13 protein-coding genes are annotated in these 15,726 nt (G+C 69.4%); 11 read left to right on the forward strand and 2 right to left on the reverse strand.

The features are described 5' to 3' along the window. The first annotated feature begins 18 nt into the window (after positions 1 to 18). Positions 19 to 459, forward strand: a complete 441-nt coding sequence (locus ACWCOV_RS05545) for an Lrp/AsnC family transcriptional regulator (RefSeq protein ID WP_449828016.1) — start codon at positions 19 to 21, stop codon at positions 457 to 459. Beyond that, the gene (locus tag ACWCOV_RS05550) at positions 456 to 1,124 is read left to right on the forward strand and encodes an HAD family hydrolase (RefSeq protein WP_449828017.1); all 669 of its coding nucleotides are present in this window, start codon (positions 456 to 458) and stop codon (positions 1,122 to 1,124) included. The genes ACWCOV_RS05545 and ACWCOV_RS05550 overlap by 4 nt, the downstream gene beginning before the upstream one ends. Before the next feature lie 80 nt (positions 1,125 to 1,204). On the opposite strand, the gene ACWCOV_RS05555 is transcribed toward ACWCOV_RS05550, so the two are convergent. Next, positions 1,205 to 2,689, reverse strand: a complete 1,485-nt coding sequence (locus tag ACWCOV_RS05555; protein ID WP_449828018.1) for a KamA family radical SAM protein — start codon at positions 2,687 to 2,689, stop codon at positions 1,205 to 1,207. 142 nt (positions 2,690 to 2,831) lie between these two features. On the opposite strand from ACWCOV_RS05555, the gene kdd reads away from it, so the two are divergent. From kdd to ACWCOV_RS05600, 9 genes are all read left to right on the forward strand, one after another. Continuing rightward, a complete protein-coding gene (gene kdd / locus ACWCOV_RS05560; RefSeq protein WP_449828019.1) occupies positions 2,832 to 3,875 on the forward strand; it encodes an L-erythro-3,5-diaminohexanoate dehydrogenase in 1,044 nt (347 codons plus the stop codon). A 3-nt stretch (positions 3,876 to 3,878) separates the two neighbouring features. Further along, a complete protein-coding gene (locus tag ACWCOV_RS05565) occupies positions 3,879 to 5,474 on the forward strand; it encodes an amidohydrolase (protein WP_449828020.1) in 1,596 nt (531 codons plus the stop codon). Continuing rightward, a complete protein-coding gene (kamD, locus tag ACWCOV_RS05570) occupies positions 5,462 to 7,027 on the forward strand; it encodes a lysine 5,6-aminomutase subunit alpha (protein ID WP_449828021.1) in 1,566 nt (521 codons plus the stop codon). Before ACWCOV_RS05565 ends, kamD begins: the two co-directional genes overlap by 13 nt. Continuing rightward, positions 7,024 to 7,782 (forward strand): lysine 5,6-aminomutase subunit beta, encoded by a 759-nt coding sequence (gene kamE, locus ACWCOV_RS05575; protein ID WP_449828022.1) that lies wholly within the window; start codon positions 7,024 to 7,026, stop codon positions 7,780 to 7,782. Before kamD ends, kamE begins: the two co-directional genes overlap by 4 nt. Then, the gene (gene kal, locus ACWCOV_RS05580; protein ID WP_449828023.1) at positions 7,783 to 8,172 is read left to right on the forward strand and encodes a 3-aminobutyryl-CoA ammonia lyase; all 390 of its coding nucleotides are present in this window, start codon (positions 7,783 to 7,785) and stop codon (positions 8,170 to 8,172) included. Positions 8,173 to 8,731: 559 nt separating this feature from the next. Continuing rightward, the gene (lnt, locus tag ACWCOV_RS05585) at positions 8,732 to 10,297 is read left to right on the forward strand and encodes an apolipoprotein N-acyltransferase (RefSeq protein ID WP_449828024.1); all 1,566 of its coding nucleotides are present in this window, start codon (positions 8,732 to 8,734) and stop codon (positions 10,295 to 10,297) included. A 54-nt stretch (positions 10,298 to 10,351) separates the two neighbouring features. Beyond that, a complete protein-coding gene (locus ACWCOV_RS05590; protein WP_449828025.1) occupies positions 10,352 to 11,113 on the forward strand; it encodes a polyprenol monophosphomannose synthase in 762 nt (253 codons plus the stop codon). Positions 11,114 to 11,116: 3 nt separating this feature from the next. Further along, on the forward strand, positions 11,117 to 11,605 hold the full coding sequence (locus ACWCOV_RS05595; protein WP_449828026.1) for an FxsA family protein: 489 nt from the start codon (positions 11,117 to 11,119) through the stop codon (positions 11,603 to 11,605). Positions 11,606 to 11,997: 392 nt separating this feature from the next. Beyond that, positions 11,998 to 14,565, forward strand: a complete 2,568-nt coding sequence (locus tag ACWCOV_RS05600) for a P-loop NTPase fold protein (protein WP_449828027.1) — start codon at positions 11,998 to 12,000, stop codon at positions 14,563 to 14,565. On the opposite strand, the gene ACWCOV_RS05605 is transcribed toward ACWCOV_RS05600, so the two are convergent. Further along, positions 14,558 to 15,703 carry a GDSL-type esterase/lipase family protein gene (locus ACWCOV_RS05605; RefSeq protein ID WP_449828028.1) on the reverse strand — a complete coding sequence of 382 codons (1,146 nt, stop codon included), beginning with the start codon at positions 15,701 to 15,703 and terminating at the stop codon, positions 14,558 to 14,560. The genes ACWCOV_RS05600 and ACWCOV_RS05605 overlap by 8 nt on opposite strands. Positions 15,704 to 15,726 lie beyond the last annotated feature (23 nt).

A 15,726-nucleotide genomic window follows, 5' to 3' on the forward strand; every position in this document is an offset into this window, starting at 1 on the left:
TCCAGTAATGTCGTGGGCGTGGAGGAACTTGACCGCAAGATCGTGGGCTTGCTGGCGACCGACGGCCGGATGAGCTTCACCGACCTGGGCAAGGCGACCGGCCTGTCCACCTCGGCCGTGCACCAGCGGGTCAAGCGGCTGGAGCAGCGCGGCATCATCCAGGGGTACGCGGCAACGGTCGACCACACCGCCCTCGACCTGCCGCTCACCGCGCTGATCTCGATCCGGCCGATCGACCCCTCCCAGCCGGACGACTCGCCCGAGCGGCTCCGTGAGGTCCGCGAGATCGAGTCCTGCTACTCGGTGGCCGGCGACTCCAGCTACATCCTGGTCGTCCGGGTCGCCTCACCGGGCGCCCTGGAGAACCTGCTGGCCGTCATCCGCGCCCGCGCCAACGTGTCCACCACGACCACGATCGTCCTCAGCACACCGTACGAGCGCCGTCCGCCGGCCCTGTGAAGGCGCTACTGGTCGACCTGTTCAGCACGCTCGTGCCCAGTGGGGACGCCGAGCGCGACGTGGTCAACGTGGCGATGTCGGAGGTGCTCGGCGTGGATGCCGAGGCCTTCACGCGGGAGTTCGCGGCGACGTCGTACGAGCGTTTCACCGGCGCGTACGGCGACCTGCCCAGCACCCTCCGGGTGATCGCCCGGCGCACCGGGGCGGATCCCTCGGACCAGCAGGTGCTCGACGCAACGGCCCTGCGCCGCGACCTCTCCCGGCGCCTGCTCAACGCCGCTCCGGCCGGCACGCTGTCCGCGTTGGAGACTTTGCGCTCGGCCGGCTGGCGGCTCGGCCTGGTCAGCAACATCACGTCGGAGACCCAGCTCCAGTGGTCCCACAGCCCGCTCCCGCCGTACTTCGAGGCCACAGCCTTCTCCGCCGAGGTCGGCGCCGCGAAGCCGGAGCCCAAGATCTACCTGGCAGCGTGCGACGCCCTCAACGTCGAGCCGGGTGACTGCGTCTACATCGGCGACGGCAACGACAAGGAGCTCCCAGGAGCCGCGGCCCTCGGCATGCACGCGATCCGCACCACCGAACACTCCGACAGCGACCCGAGCTGGACCGGCCCAAGCATCAATTCCTTCGCCCAGCTGCCAGACCTGATCGGCACCCCGACCTAGACGCCGGAGCGGGGATCGCGGGAAGGTGCAACGCCTCCGGTGCCACCCCCTGCATTGGTGGCACCGAAGACGGGATCGGGTTAGTTGATCTGCAGCAGCTTCTGGGACTCGGCGGCCTGGCGGGAGGCGGCGGCGCGCTTCTCGGCCTCGGCCAGCGAGGTGCCGGCGTGCTGCTTCCACCACTCCTGGCCGGCGGCGGGCAGGGTGTCGATCGGGTCGTAGTACTCGTAGGTCCGGTTCAGCGCCTCCGGGTCCTGGTGCTCGATCCCGGTGCGGTAGTTCTTCTTCCAGTACGAGATGCCGCGGACCTCGTCGTACTCGGACAGCTGGTGCACCCAGCGCTTGCCGACGTACGGGACGTCGCAGACGATGCGCGGGGTGGCGAAGCCGGGCAGGTAGCCGAGCATGCCGTGCTGCAGGTGCTGCGCGTCGCGCACCGAGACCCGCCAGTGCTCGGAGAACGGGATCATGTCGCACATGTAGAAGTAGTACGGCGTGATCGTCGCGCCATCGAGGAGCGCGAAGCACAGGTCGAGCAGCTGTGGCACCGAGTCGTTCACGCCGCGCATCAGCACACCCTGGTTGCGCACGTCCCGGATGCCGGCCTCGAACATCGCCTTCGTTGCCTCGGCCACCAGCGGCGTCACCGACTGCGCCGCGTTCACGTGGGTGTGGATGGCCATCATCACGCCGCGCTCGCGGGCGGTCCGGCTGACCCGCTCGACACCGGCCCGGACGTCGTCCGACAGCCAGTGCTGCGGCATGCCCATCAGCGCCTTGGTGGCGAGCCGGATGTCGCGGATGTTCTCGATCTCCAGCAGGCTGCTGAGGAAGGCCTCCAGCCGCGGCCACGGCATGTTGGCCACGTCGCCACCCGACACGACGACGTCGCGGACTCCCGGCGTACGGCGCAGGTAGTCGAGCATCGCGTCGAGCCGGGCCTGCGGCTTGGCGACGAACTTCAGCTTGTCGATGACCGGCGTGGAGTTGCCGACCAGGTCCATCCGGGTGCAGTGACCGCAGTACTGCGGGCAGGTCGGCAAGACCTCCGCCAGCACCTTCGTCGGGTAGCGGTGGGTCAACCCCTCCGTGGCCCACATCTCGTGCTCGTGCAGCGAGTCCCGAGTCGCGTGCGGGTGCGACGGCCAGTCGGTACGACGGTCACTGAACACCGGAAGCATGTAGCGGCGGACCGGGTCGGCGTAGAACGCATCGGTGTAGTCCTCGGCGCCGTGCGGGACGATCGTGTTCAGCATCTGCGGCGGCAGCAGCATCGACATCGTCGCCCGCTCGGCCTGGTCCCGGGCGAGGTCGTCGTAGAGCCGCTCCTCGAGCAGGTCGCCCATCACCTCGCGCAACTGCTTGACGTTCTTCACGCAGTGCGCGCGCTGCCACTGCACCGACCGCCACTCCTCGGCGGTCACGTCCTTCCACCCGGGGATGCGGGTCCAGTCCGGCTCCACCAGCTCGGCTCGCCGGTACGCGTACGGCTGGCCGGCGAGGTCGTCCGGCTGCGGTACGGCGCCACCCGAAGGCGGCACAGCGGGGCTGATCAGGTCGGTCACAGAGGCCTCCGGGGCTTCAGGGGCGATGCGGTCTAGTGTGAGGATAGCGATAGAACTTCCCTCAGATCCAACAGTACGCCGCAAGAATTCTCGTCAGACCGCGATCTGAGTAGTATTTTGCCTGACTCGTGAAGGAGGCCCCGTGTCGTCTAGCCCGGTAGGACTGCACCGTGTGATCGCCCCGTCCGGCGTGTTGCCGCAGGCGGCGGAGAAACTCGACGCTCGTCCCGAGATCTGGCCGGACGAGGTCCGCATCGCGGTCGAGCGGCTGAACCTGGACGCCGCCTCCTACCGCCAGCTCGCCGAGGCGCACGGCGGCGACGGTACGGCGGTCCGCCAGGCGGTGCTCGACATCGTCGCGGCACGCGGCAAGATGCAGAACCCGGTCACCGGGTCCGGCGGGATGCTCGTCGGAGTGGTCGAGGAGGTCGGCCCGGAGTCGCCGCTCGGCGTCGCGCCCGGCGACCGCGTTGCGACCTTGGTCTCACTCACGCTGACGCCGCTGCAGATCACCGACGGCCTGGCGAGCTGGGACGGCAAGAGCGAGCAGGTGCCGGCCCGGGGGCACGCGATTCTGTTCGCCCGGTCGATCGTGGCGAAGCTCCCGGACGACCTGAAGCCGGAGCTGTCGCTGGCGGTCATGGACGTGTGCGGCGCGCCGGCGCTGACCGCCCGTGTGGTCCGCCAGTATGTCGACAAAGGCATAAAACCTGTCGTGTCAGTAATTGGCGGCGCAGGTAAAAGCGGGTCGCTGTCGCTGGCCGCAGCGCGGCATGCAGGCGCCGCCCGGACGATCGGGATCGTGCCGCTGCAGCACGAGTCGGACCGACTGACCGCGGCAGGTCTGGCCGACACGGTCGCGCTGGCCGACGCGCGTGACCCGGTCGCTCTCGCCGAAGCGGTCGAGCAGGCCGGGGGACCGGCGGACATCACCGTCGTGTGCGTCGACGTACCTGGGTGCGAGCACGGCGCCGTGCTCGCGACCGCGGCCGGTGGCACTGTGATCTTCTTCTCGATGGCGACGTCGTTCTCGGCCGCTGCGCTCGGTGCGGAGGGTCTGGCGGCGGACGTGACCATGCTGGTCGGCAACGGGTACGTGCCGGGGCATGCGGACTACGCGATGGAGCTGTTGCGCACTGAGCCGGGTGTCCGCGAACTGTTCGAAAGCAGGCTGGCGGAGGATTGAGCCGTGCGCACACTTCTGACGAACGGTTCCGTCTACTCTCCCGCCGACCCGCACGCGACCGCGATCGCGTTCGACGACGGTGTGGTCACCTGGCTCGGTGACGACACCGGCGCCTCGTCGTACGCCGACGGCGCGGACGAGGTGATCGACCTCGACGGCAAGCTGGTCACGCCGGCCTTCGTCGACGCCCACGTCCACACCGCCCAGACCGGCGCGCTGCTGACCGGCCTCGACCTCGCGGGTACGGCGTCCCTCGCCGAAGCACTCGACAAGCTCGCGGCGTTCGCGGCCAACCTGCCGGCCGACGCGGTGATCGACGGCGCCGGCTGGGACGAGACCAAGTGGCCCGAGGGTCGCCCGCCGACCGCGGAGGAGCTGGACCGCGCGGCCGGCGGTCGCCGCGTCTACATTTCCCGAGTCGACGGCCACTCCGGGGTGATCTCGTCGGCCTTCGTCCCGGCCGCAACCGGAGCCGGGTACGACGTGAGCGGCCGAGTGGAGCGGGACGCGCATCACGCCGTACGGGACGCGCTGAGCGAGCTGATCGGGCCGGACCAGCGGCGTGCTGATGTGAAGGCCGCGCTGCACGCGATGGCGTCCCGTGGCATCGGGGCGTTCCACGAGATGGCGGCGCCGCACATCGGACCGCTGTGGGAACTGCCGATCATCCGTGAGGTGGCCGACGAGCTCGGCCTGTCGGCGACCCTGTACTGGGGCGAGCCGGGCGCCTTCGAGCACGTCGAGACCTACGGCCTGGCCGGTCTCGCCGGCGACCTCAACGCGGATGGCGCCCTCGGATCACGGACGGCGGCCCTCCGCGAGTCGTACGCCGATCGCGCCGACCACCGTGGCCACGCCTACCTGACCGCCGAGGAGATCGCCGAGCACGTCATCGCGGCGACCGAGCGGAACGTGCAGGCCGGCTTCCACTGCATCGGCGACCAGGCCCTCGACAACATTGCGCGCGGCTTCGAGCTCGCCGCGGAGAAGGTGGGCGCTCAGGCCCTCGTCGCCGCGCGGCACCGGCTCGAGCACGTCGAGATGCCCAGCGCGGACGTGATCGCGACGCTGGCGCGCTGTGGTGTCGTGGCCAGCGTGCAGCCGATGTTCGACGCGCTCTGGGGTGGGCCGGACGACATGTACGCCGAGCGCGTGGGGGACCGGTGGCAGGGCATGAACCCGTTCGGGTCGCTGGCCCGCGCCGGCGTGGTCCTTGCCTTCGGCTCCGACTCGCCGGTGACCGAGCTCGGCGGCTGGGAGGCCGTGCGGGCGGCCGCGTTCCACCACGAGCAGGGGGAGCGGATCACCGTGCGGGCCGCGTTCCAAGCGCACACCCGTGGTGGCTGGCGGGCGGCGGGAATCGATGATGCCGGCGTCCTCGCGCCCAGCACCGCGGCGACGTACGCGATCTGGGAGAGCGATGCGGAGCTGGTCGTCCAGACACCCGACTCGCGCGTCGCGGCCTGGTCGACGGACCCGCGGGCCGGCGTGCCGGTGCTCCCGGACCTGACGGCCGGAATACCTACCTGCTTGCGGACGGTCGTCGGTGGCCGTGTCGTCTACGAAGCCGAGGGATGGTCCCAGAAGTGGTCACAGTGAAGAAGCTCGACCTGGATCCGGTCACCGTCCGGAAGGCGCGCAGCCTGGCGCGCAAGGCCGGGCGGCCGATCGTCAACCTGGCGCGGCAGCACACCACGGTGTCGGTCGAGCGGGCGGTCCTGCGGCTGGCCGGGCTGACCGGCGCGGACTCCGAAGGCATCCCGTGGGTCAACCGGCTCGCGGACACGGTCCGCGCGGACGTCGGGCTCGAGCACGGTCTCGCGCTGCCGGTGTGGGATGCGCTGGCTCGCGGCGATGCCGAGGACCTCAGCGTCCTTGCGCAGAAGGCCGCCTCGGGGTCCGTGACGTTCCGGTTGCCTGAGGGACGAGACGCCGTACGGGCGCGGTCCGCGGCACGGAAGGCGGCGGCCGCCGGGCTGAAGCGGATCGACGCGCGGCGGCGGGAACGGGACCGGCTGATCAAGCGGCACGGGGACCCGGAGCAGCGGCCGTGGATCTACCTGATCGTTGCCACCGGCGACATCTACGAGGACATCCCGCAGGCGCAGGCGGCCGCGCGCGAGGGCGCGGACATCATCGCGGTGATCCGGTCGACCGGGCAGTCGCTGCTCGACTACGTGCCGGAAGGCGCGACGCGTGAAGGGTTCGCCGGGACCTACGCGACGCAGGAGAACTTCCGGCTGATGCGGGCCGCGTTGGACGAGTCCTCTCGGGAGCTGGGGAGATACGTCCGGCTGACCAACTACGCGTCCGGGCTGTGCATGCCGGAGATCGCGACGCTGGCCGGGCTCGAGCGGCTGGACATGATGCTGAACGACTCGATGTACGGGATCCTGTTCCGCGACATCAACCCGATCCGCACCTTCGTCGACCAGCGGTTCAGCCGGCAGATCCACGCCCGCGCCGGGATCATCATCAACACCGGCGAGGACAACTACCTGACCACCGCGGACGCGGTCGAGGCCGCGCACACGGTGACCGTGTCGCAGCTGCTGAACGAGTACTTCGCCAAGGAGGCCGGGCTGGAGGACTGGCAGCTCGGCCTCGGGCACGCGTTCGAGATCAACCCGGACCTGCCGGACTCGTTCCGGCTCGAGCTGGCGCACGCGATGCTGGCCCGGCAGCTGTTCCCGGCCGCGCCGCTGAAGTGGATGCCGCCGACCCGGCACATGACCGGCGACGTGTTCCGCGGCTACCTGCTGGACGGGTTCTTCAACCTGGTCGGCGCGATGACCGGTCAGGGAATCCTGCTGGTCGGCATGATGACCGAGGCGGTGGTGACGCCGTGGATCTCCGACCGCGACCTCGCCCTGCAGAACGTCCGCTACGTTCTGGGTGCCGCGGGCAACCTTCACGAGGACTTCCGGCCGGAGCCGAACGGCTTCATCGCCTCCCGCGCCCGCCAGGTGCTCGCCGAGTCGGTCGAGCTGCTGGAGGAGATCGTCGACGACGGCCTGCTGAACGCGATCGGCGACGGCACCTTCGGTCTGATGAAGCGCCCTTCCGACGCCGGCCGCGGCCTGGACGGGGTCGCGCGCAAGTCGGGGGAGTACTACAACCCGGCGATCGAGCTGTTGGAGGAGGGCCAGTGAGCATCATCCGGCCGTACGGCGACACCACCGGCGACGGCATGGTGCAGATGTCGTTCACGTTGCCGATCCCGCACGACAAGCGGGCCGAGGGCGCCGCCGTCCAGCTGGCGAACAAGATGGGCATGGACCCGGCGCTGGTCGTGCACGCCAAGGCGATGGGGCCGGACTTCACCTTCTTCGTCGTGTACGGCCCGGTGAACCACCTGGTCGACACCAGCAAGGTCGAGGTGATCGAGCGCGACTATCCGCTGCTGTCGCCGAAGGAGGTCAACCTCGCGATCCGCAAGACGCTGCGCCGCCGGCTGACCATCGTCGGCGCGTGCATCGGCACCGACGCGCACACGGTCGGCATCGACGCGATCATGAACATCAAGGGGTTCGCGGGGGAGAAGGGCCTGGAGTACTACCGCGAGCTGAAGGTGGTGAACCTCGGCGCGCAGGTCGCCGTACCGGAGCTGGTCCGGCGGGCCCGGGCGGAGAAGGCGGACGCGATCCTGGTGTCGCAGGTGGTCACCCAGCGGGAGGCGCACGTGCTGAACACCAAGGAGATGTCGGCCGCGTTCCGCGAGGCCTATCCCGAGGACGCCCGGCCGGTGCTGGTTGCCGGCGGCCCCCGTTTCACCGAGCAGATGGCCGGCGAGCTCGGGGTGGACCGGGTGTTCGGCCGCGGCACCACTCCTGGCGAGGTGGCCAGTTACCTGGTCGACGCACTCGTGACTCGACGCAAGCAGACGACCGGCAAGAGGAGCGCATAGGTGTCGAAGGCAACTATCGGGTTGAGTGTCACGCATCGGCGGTACGTGCCGTACAGCCACGCGCACTACGCCGGCAACCTGGTCGACGGCGCCTACGTGCTCGGCCTGTTCGGTGACGTCGCGACCGAGGTGTGCATCCAGGCTGACGGCGACGAGGGGCTGTTCGCGTCGTACTCCGACGTGCAGTTCCTGCAGCCGCTGCGGGCCGGGGACGTGGTCGAGGTGACGGCGACGATCAGCCGGGTCGGCAACCGCAGCCGGGAGCTCGACTTCAGCGCCTCGGTGGTCTGCCGGGGCCGGCCGGACGTGTCGGAGTCGGCGGCCGAGGTGCTGGCCGAGCCGCTTGTGATCACGCGCGCAAAAGGGACCGTCGTCGTACCGGTCGGGTGACGGTTAGTTGCCCTGGGTAACGATCACGTGGAGTGCCGAGACGGCTCTGTAACGTGACTCCGCTGAGGGATTCTCGTTTTATCCGTACCGGGCAGGCGAATGTGTTACAACGGCCTCAAGGAGCCGCTGGAGAGGTTGACACCATCGCCGCCAGCGAGCATCGTTTTGGGAGTCGTCATATCCCGTTTTATCAACGGTCACACGAAGTTCGGCCACCGGATGATCCCGCGACGCTGACCAGGCCAGTGCCAGGCTTGAGTCGACGGGGGCTGAGATCGCCGGTGGTTAGCCCCCCGCGGGGCAGAGGTGGAAGAGGCTCGGCGGCCAGTAGACAACAGCCGGACGGTTCGCAGCCAGCGCATCGACGGTTGGTCCGAAGGCGCGCCGAGCCTCTTTCCTCTTTTCTGAGGTCTTCTCACTTCCTCGCACTCCGCTGATCAGTGCTCACTTTGCGCGATCGCCGCCTACCGGCTACTGACCGGATACATTTGCTTGTCCGGGACGTTGTACGGTCGTGCGACCGGCGTCCGCCGGGGACAGTGAGGACAAGGGGTACCGCGTGGACCGGTTGAAGGCTCTGGGACGCGTCCTGCCGCGGGTCGCTGTGGCCGTGGTCGCGGGCGCACTGCTCGGCTTCGCCTTCGAACCGCACGACTACCCCTGGCTGACGGTCGTCGCCGTACCGCTGTTCCTGGCCGCGCTGAACGGCGCCTCGGCCAAGGCCGGCTTCCTGATCGGCGCCGGGTTCGGCATCACCTACTACCTCGTCCTGGTGCCGTGGCTCAGCGTCATCGGCGGCGACGCCGCGATCGCGCTGGCGATCCTCGAGGGCCTCTTCTACGCGGTCTTCGGGGCGTTCGCGACCCAGGTGCTGAAGCTGAAGTGGTGGCCGGTGCTGATCCCCTGCCTGTGGGTCGCGACCGAGTACGCCACCGCCTCGATCCCGTTCGGCGGGTTCCCCTGGGGCCGGCTGGCGTGGGCGTTCGCCGACTCCCCGCTGGGCAAGCTGGCGTCACTGGTCGGCATCCCGGGGCTGAGCTTCGCGATCGCGGTGCTCGGCGTCCTCGTGTACGCCGTGCTGAAGCCGAAGAGCACGCTCAGGCTCCGGGCCGTCGCGCTGGTCGCCGGGGTCGCGATCGTCGGCGGCAGCGCGCTGATCAACCTGTCCACCGAGGGCAACGGCAAGGTCGTGACCGCGGCGATGGTGCAGGGCAACGTGCCGGGCAAGGGCCTGGAGTTCCTCGGCCGCGCCCGGACCGTGACCCGCAACCACCTGAACGCGACCCTCGACCTGCAGAAGCGGGTCGAAGCGGGCACCGAGGAGAAGCCGGACATCGTCATCTGGCCGGAGAACTCGACCGACATCGACCCGTTCAAGGACGCCGAGACGAAGGCCGACATCGAGGAAGCGGTCAAGGCCGTCGACGTGCCGATCCTGGTCGGCGCCGTACTCGAAGGACCGGGGCCGAACGAGCGGCAGACCACCGGCGTGGTGTGGGACCCGGTCAAGGGCGCGGGACAGATCTACGCGAAGCGGCACCCGGTGCCGTTCGGTGAGTACATCCCGTTCCGCGAGCAGTTGCTGCCCTACATCAAGCGGCTGGAGATGGTCGGCCGGCAGACCGCGCCCGGCAAGGTGCCCGGGGTGCTGCCGATCAACGGCGTCACCTACGGCGACGTGATCTGCTTCGAGGTCGCGTACGACGACGTGGTCGAGGACGTGATGAAGGGCGGCGCCCAGATCCTGGTCGTCCAGACGAACAACGCGACGTACGGCGGCACCGGGCAGCCCGAGCAGCAGTTCGCGATCACCCGGATGCGGGCGATCGAGACCGGCCGGACCGTGCTGATCGCGTCCACCAGCGGCATCTCCGGCGTGATCCAGCCGGACGGCACCGTCGAGCACAAGTCGTCACAGTTCGTGCCGGACGTGTATGTCGCCTCGGTTCCGGTGCGCGATACCCATACGCTGGCCACCACACTCGGCGGCTGGCCGCAGTGGATCCTGACCGGCCTGGGGATCCTGGGTGTGGTCCTCGCGCTGGTGGCTCGCCGCCGCCGGGCGGACCACGGCCCGGACGCCCCGCCGGCGCCCACGCGCAGCCGCGAAAAGGTCCCGGCCTGAGTCAGGCCCCTTTTTGAGCCCGGGACAGAGTCGTCACCGGGAGGCAGGAGCAGCGTGAGCACCACCCCCTTCGCGGATCTCGGCAGGATCCTGGTCATCATCCCGACGTACAACGAGGCCGAGAACATCGAGCCGATCGTGAGCCGGCTGCGCGACGCCGTACCGGAGGCCGACGTCCTGGTCGCCGACGACAACTCGCCCGACGGCACCGGTGAGCTCGCCGACAAACTTGCCGCCGACGACGACCACGTGCACGTCCTGCACCGCAAGGGCAAGGAAGGCCTCGGCGCGGCGTACATCGCCGGCTTCCGGTGGGGCATCGAGCGGGAGTACGGCGTCCTGGTCGAGCACGACGCGGACGGGTCGCACCAGCCCGAGCAGCTGCCCAGGCTGCTGACCGCGCTGCGCGAGGCCGACCTGGTGCTGGGGTCGCGGTACGTGAAGGGCGGCGAGGTGCAGAACTGGCCGAAGTCGCGCGAGATCCTCAGCCGGGGCGGCAACATCTACACCCGGCTGGCGCTCGGAGTGCCGCTCCAGGACGCGACAGGTGGGTATCGGGCGTTCCGGCGCGCAACACTGGAGGGGATCGGACTGGACGAGGTCGCCTCCGCGGGCTACTGCTTCCAGGTCGATCTGGCGTGGCGGGCGATCAAGTCCGGCTTCCGGGTGGTCGAGGTGCCGATCACCTTCGTGGAGCGCGAACGTGGTCAGTCCAAGATGTCGCGGGCGATCGTGATCGAGGCGATGGCCCGGGTCGGCCGGTGGGGCGTTGGTCACCGGGCACGTCAGCTCCGAAGTTTCCTCAGGAAGGGGTAGGACATGCCGTGGTTCGTGGCGCTGGCGCTGCTGGTGGTGCCGATCCTGGAGATCTACGTGATCATCCAGATCGGCCAGGTGATCGGCGGCTGGCCGACAGTCGGCCTGCTGCTCGTCGAGAGCGCGCTCGGCGCCTGGCTGATCAAGCGCGAAGGCCGGCGGGCCTGGAACGCCCTGCAAACCGCGCTGCAGACCGGCAAGATGCCCGGCCGCGAACTGTCCGACGCCGCCCTGGTGCTGGTCGGCGGCACGCTGCTGCTCACGCCCGGTTTCGTCACCGACATCTTCGGCTTCTTCTTCGTCCTCCCCTTCACCCGCCCCCTCGCCCGCCGAGGCCTGTCCAGCTTCCTCAGCCGCCGCCTGACCACCCAACTGGGCGGCGTCAACCTCACCGGCTTCCCCCCAGGCTCAGGCTTCGGCCCGACCCACCCCAACCCGACCTCGGACGACGTAATCCAAGGCGAAGTAATCGACCCGGATCAGAAGAAGTAGTTCTACCCACGCGTGCTACGCAGGCGCATCCACGCTCCGCTCCTCACCGCGCCTGCTACGCCCGCTCCCGCCCACCCCCCGGCTTATCGCCGGTGCATCCTTGCGGCTGACGCCGCGACCTGCGGGCTTATCGCCCGCCTTCTGCGGCTGCCGCCGCATCCTGCGCGCTGACGCGCGCGACCGACCGCCCACGCCGGCGCACTCGCTTGAGGGACTGCGGTGAGTGGGAGGGATCGGCTCGGTTGAGGGCTGCTGCTAGGGGTGTCCGGCACCGTATCGTCCTGTGTGGGGGTGGGGGTATGGCACAGGCGGCGGGTGGGTGGTCGGGGTCGGTGGGGGAGGCTTTGCGGTGGGCTGAGGCTTCGGCGGCTTTGCGTGGGGTGGGGCAGGTGGTGGGCGAGGCGGATGTGTTTCTGGGGACCTTGCTGGCTCATCCTGATGCGGACGGGGAGATGCGGCGGCTGATCGGGTACTTCGGGCTGACTGCACGTGATCTGCTGCCTGACGACTTTCCGAAAGTCACGTTGGAGAGCCTGCGGCAGGCGGCCGCAACCGTGGGTACGCAGAGCACGGCGAGCCTGGATGAACGGGTCAGCCAGATCCTGTCCACGGCGGATCGGCTGTCGGGCGGCAGTCGGCCGACGATCCTGGCCGACGTGGTCGGTGCGCTGCTGACCGAGTCGACGGTCTTCAGGCAAGCTCTGCAACGCCCGCTGGAGCGGTCCGGTCTCTCGGTGAACGTGCTTGCCGATCGGTACGGGACGTTCCTCCTGGATCTCGATCCGCAGACGGAGGTTGCGGGCAAGAAGCTGGGTGAGTGGCTGGCCGAGAACTTTCCGCGTCGGCCGGCCAGCCTGGCGGCGTTCAGCAGTGACGTGGTCGACCCGGCCGCCGACTTCATCGACATCAGCACCGAGGCCGATGCGTTCGCCTACCTGATCTCGTCCCGCACCCTGGTGCCGCCGCTGGCCATCGGGCTGTTCGGTCAGTGGGGGAGCGGCAAGAGCTTCCTGATGGCGAAGATCCGGCACCGGATCGAGCAGCTCAGCAGCTTGGCCGGGACCAGCAACCAGGCCAATCTCGCGGTCTGGCCGAATGTCGCGCACATCGAGTTCAACGCCTGGGAGTACGTCGAGACCAACCTCTGGGCCTCGCTGCTGGACAAGATCTTCGACGAGCTGGATCCGGTGGCGCGGCAGAAGCTGTCCGATCGGCGGCGGCAGGCGATCCTGGCGAAACTGGACGCCAAGCAGAAGGACGTCGTCGAGGCGGAAGCGGCGCTGGTGACCTTGCAGGCCGCCGAGACCAAGGCCGCCGGCGTCGTCCGGGAGAAGGAAGAACACCTCGAGGCGGTGGTGCGGACGACCTCCGAGCTCCGGGACAGCCTGATCTCCGGTGAGCTCGAGGCCGGCGCCCGGGCCGCGCTGGTCCAGACGGCGGTTGCCGTTGGCAAGGAAGAGCTCGGTGACGAAGTCGCTGACGCGGTGGCAGAGGTACGGCGTGCCACGGTGGCGACTCGAACCAGTCCATGGCTGCAGCAGCGGTTCTGGACGGTCAAGCGAATCGTCTACGTGGCGCTGGCGGCGATCGCCGTACCGGCTGTGGCCCTGGTGATGGACCTGCTGTCGGCTCCACCGATCACGAGTGTGGTGGCCAGCCTCGCACCGCTGATCCCGTTGGCGGCACTCGCGCTGAAGGCGGCGGCAAGCTTCGCCGCGAGCCAGCAGGAAGCGTTGGCGGAAGCCGAGGCGAAGATCGACGCACAGCTCACAGCGGCTGTCAGCGAGGTCAGGACGAGCCTGGCTGCGGCCAACGAGCACCTCGACACGACCCGGACCAAGTTGACCGAGGCGGAGACGGTCGCGGGAAAGGCCCGCGACGAGCAGGCGGAGCTGAAGCGGAAGAGCGACGCCCTCACGGTCGGGAACACGTACGTGGAGTTCCTGGCCGATCGCAAGGCGAGCGACGACTACCGCAGTCAGCTCGGCCTGATCAGCAAGGTCCATGAGGACCTGCAGGATCTCGCCGACCTGACGGCCGACTTCAACAAGGAGACGTCACGGGCCGTGGGTGGCCCGCCGAACCGGATCGTGCTGTACATCGACGACCTGGACCGGTGCCCGCCCAAGAAGGTGGTCGAGGTGCTCGAGGCGGTGCACCTGTTGCTCTCGTTCCCGCTGTTCGTCGTGGTTGTCGCGGTGGACACCCGATGGCTCAGGTCGGCGCTGCACGAAGCGCTGCCCGCGCTCGACGCGAGGCTCGGGGAGGCCGGGGACCAGCCGAAGGCGATGGACTACGTGGAGAAGATCTTCCAGATTCCGTTCTGGGTGGAGACGCTCGACGACGACGCCCGGCGGCGCCTGTTGCGCGGCCTGCTGTTGCCGTCGGTGGCAGCACAGCCGACCGATCCCGGCCGCGGTCGGATGAGCACCCTGAAGGTCGGCAAGCGCGAGGAAGAGCTGGTGCGCGCGATGCTCACGGACTTCGGCAACTGGCTCGATCTCGATGCCAGGCCGCTCGCGCTGACCGTGGACGAGCTCGCCTTCGTCGAGTCGCTCGCGCCGCTGATGGGCGGGACCCCGCGCCGGGTCAAGCGCTTCGTGAACATCTGCCAGTTGCTGCTTGCGATGGCACCACCGCTGTCGGCGGACGGCGACCAGCCGACCGAGCGGATGGCCACGTGTTTCATGGCTGCGCTGCACGAAGGTACGCCGTACCTCGCCAGCCGGCTCGCCCAGGTGTCGGCCGGATTGCCCGCGAGCCCGCCGGCCACGCTGCTCAGTGCCCTCGCCGCGCTCGATCCGGTCGAGCTGACTGTTGAGCGCGAGCGCGTGCAGGCCTGGTTGCGGAAGCGTCAGGAGGTCGCGGGTGCCGGGACGGTCCCGTTCGGGATGACACCGATGAGCAAGTTCCTCATCCGCTTCGACCTGATCCGCCGCCTGACCTTCGAAGCTAGTTGAAGGCGAGCTTGGCGAAGCGTTCGGCCATCCGCTGGTGGGTGGGGCCGTCGGGGTGCAGGTCGTCGGGCAGGGGGAGCTCGGCGTTGTCGGCCTCGCCGTACAGCTCGCGGCCGTCGAGGTAGTGCAGGTTCGGGTCGTCGGCGGACCGTTGCGCGACGATCCGGGCCAGCTCCTCCCGGATCACGCCGAGCGTCAGCTTGCCCATGGGTACGTCGGCCGGGTCGCCGGTGGCCTGGAACCGCAGCTCGCCCCGGCTCAGCGCTTCCAGGTCCCACATGGTCGGGCCGGGGGTGTCCTCGTGCATCGGGCAGAGGATGGGGGAGACGACCAGGAGCGGGGTGGTCGGGTGGCCGTCGCGAATGGTGTCCAGGAAGCCGTGTACGGCGGGGCCGAACGCGCGGCGGCGCATCACGTCGGCGTTCACCACGTTGATGCCCAGCTTGACGCTGATCAGGTCGGCGGGAGTGTCGCGCATGGTGCGGGCCACGAACGGCTGGAGCAGGGCGCTGCCTCCGAAGCCCAGGTTGGTCAGCTCGAGGCCGGCCAGCGAAGCGGCGCGGGCGGCCCAGGTGCCGGTCGGGCTGGTCGCGTTCGAACCGTGGCTGATCGAGCTCCCGTGGTGCAGCCAGGTGCGGCGGCCGGTGGGCGGGGCGGGTTCGACCGGCGCATTGGTGCGCAGGGCAACGAGTTCGGTGGTCTCGGTGTGCGGCAGCCAGATCTCCACGGTCTTCAGCTCGCCGCTCAGCCCGGTGACGCGGACCGTGCCCGCTTCACCGGGTTGCGTGTCGGTGGCCCCGGTGGTCAGGTCGATGGTCAGCACGTTCCCGCTCGGCACGGTCGGCTGGTCGACCAGCTCGCCGTCGACGAGCACGTCGTACACCCCGTCTGGCGTGCGCGGCGCGCCCGTGTAGACGCGCTTGGTGGGCAGCGTGTCCAGCTCGATCGCCGTAGCGCGCGTTTGAAACACCACCCGGATCCCAGACGGCTGCGACTCCACCATCTCCAGCTGCGGGTCGTCGTACTGCGCTCGAGCCCAGGCCGGCAAGCGGTGCGGCAGCACGCCGCCCTTGGTCTGCTCCAGCTCCAGCGCGCCACGGAGCAGTCTGTCGGTCACAGGCGTGGCGATCCAGTTCTGCATCGCCCCAGTATCGAGGACTCACC

The organism is Kribbella sp. NPDC002412 (assembly GCF_053592935.1).

Bases quoted from the DNA above. Each gene is read 5' to 3' on its own strand.
- ACWCOV_RS05595 (WP_449828026.1), top strand. From the start codon at position 11,117: ATGCCGTGGTTCGTGGCGCTGGCGCTGCTGGTGGTGCCGATCCTGGAG.
- ACWCOV_RS05605 (WP_449828028.1), bottom strand. From the start codon at position 15,703: ATGCAGAACTGGATCGCCACGCCTGTGACCGACAGACTGCTCCGTGGC.